Here is a 1151-nt window from a genome sequence, read left to right on the forward strand (position 1 = left end):
GACAGCTGCTACGGCCCCGTCGCCGAACTGGCCCACTCCGCACGGCGGTTCGACGTGAGCCCGGCCCTGTTCAGGTATGCGGGTACCCGCCGATAGGTCGAACAGGGCCGGGCTCACGTCGAACCGCCGTGCGGAGTGGGCCAGTTCGGCGACGGGGCCGTAGCAGCTGTCCCAGGGGTTCTCCCCGGCGACCCAGCCGGCGAGCACCGGCCTCAGGTCTCCGAAGTCCTCCGGCACGACGAGGAAGGCCGCGCCGTGCGGGCCGAGCAGCCACTTGAAGGTGGTGGCGACGGTGTAGTCGTACGACTCCGCGTCCACCGGGAGCCAGCCCGCGGCCTGCGAGAAGTCGACGTAGGTGCGGGCGCCTCGGGCCTGCGCCGCCTCCCGCAGGGCGGGCAGGTCGGCGATCCGGCCGTCGGCGGACTGGGCGGCGCTGACCGCGACGAGGGCGGTGCCGGGGCGGACGGAGTCGGCGAGCCGTTCCAGCGGCACGGCGCGCACCTTGAGGTCGCCGCGGGTGTGGAAGGGGTTCACGACGGAGGTGAAGTCGTCCTCGGCGGTGAGGACTTCGGCGCCCGGCGGCAGCGAGGCGGCGACCAGGCCGGAGTGGGTGGACACGGACGCGCCCGCCGCGACCCGGGTGACCGGGACGCCAGCGAGCCCGGCGAACGCGGCCCGGGCCGCCTCCACGTCCTCGAACAGCGGGTCCAGCGGCCGGCCCTCCGCCCGGATCAGCGCGGCCTCCTGGAGGGCCGTCACGGTGCGGGCGGGGAGCAGGCCGCTGCTCGCGGTGTTGAGGAAGGTGTTCTTCGGGGCGAACTCGGCACGGACGAGGCTCTCGAAGGTCTCCATGGGTCCACTGTGGGGCCGCGAGACCTCCCGGTCCATTGCGATTTTCTACGTGGTCTCGCCAAGGAACGCTTATACGTCCGCCCCGACCTGCGCGTTCTCAGCCCTGCTGGGGCACCGCGCACCCGTCGGGGCCGCACGCCTGCGCGCCGGCCTCGCCCTGGTCGATCAGCTTCAGCGGGGAGCGGTCGCCCCAGGCCCGGGTGAGGGCCTGGGTGAAGACCTCGGCGGGCTGGGCGCCGGAGACGCCGTACGTGCGGTCCAGGACGAAGAAGGGGACGCCGTTGGCGCCGAGCTCGGCG

Annotated in this window: 2 protein-coding genes; both read right to left on the reverse strand. The window is 73.9% G+C overall.

The window, feature by feature from the left end; translation table 11 throughout:
* A partial coding sequence (locus tag AOJ26_RS37280; protein ID WP_234358769.1) for an aminotransferase class V-fold PLP-dependent enzyme occupies window positions 1–852 on the reverse strand: 852 nt, incomplete at its 3' end.
* 97 nt (window positions 853–949) lie between these two features.
* Window positions 950–1151, reverse strand: a 202-nt coding sequence (locus tag AOJ26_RS37285) for a DsbA family oxidoreductase (RefSeq protein ID WP_420713321.1), incomplete at its 5' end; no start/stop codon positions are given.

The sequence above is a fragment of the Streptomyces sp. NRRL B-24085 genome (assembly GCF_001282115.1).
Taxonomy (GTDB): Bacteria; Actinomycetota; Actinomycetes; order Streptomycetales; family Streptomycetaceae; genus Streptomyces.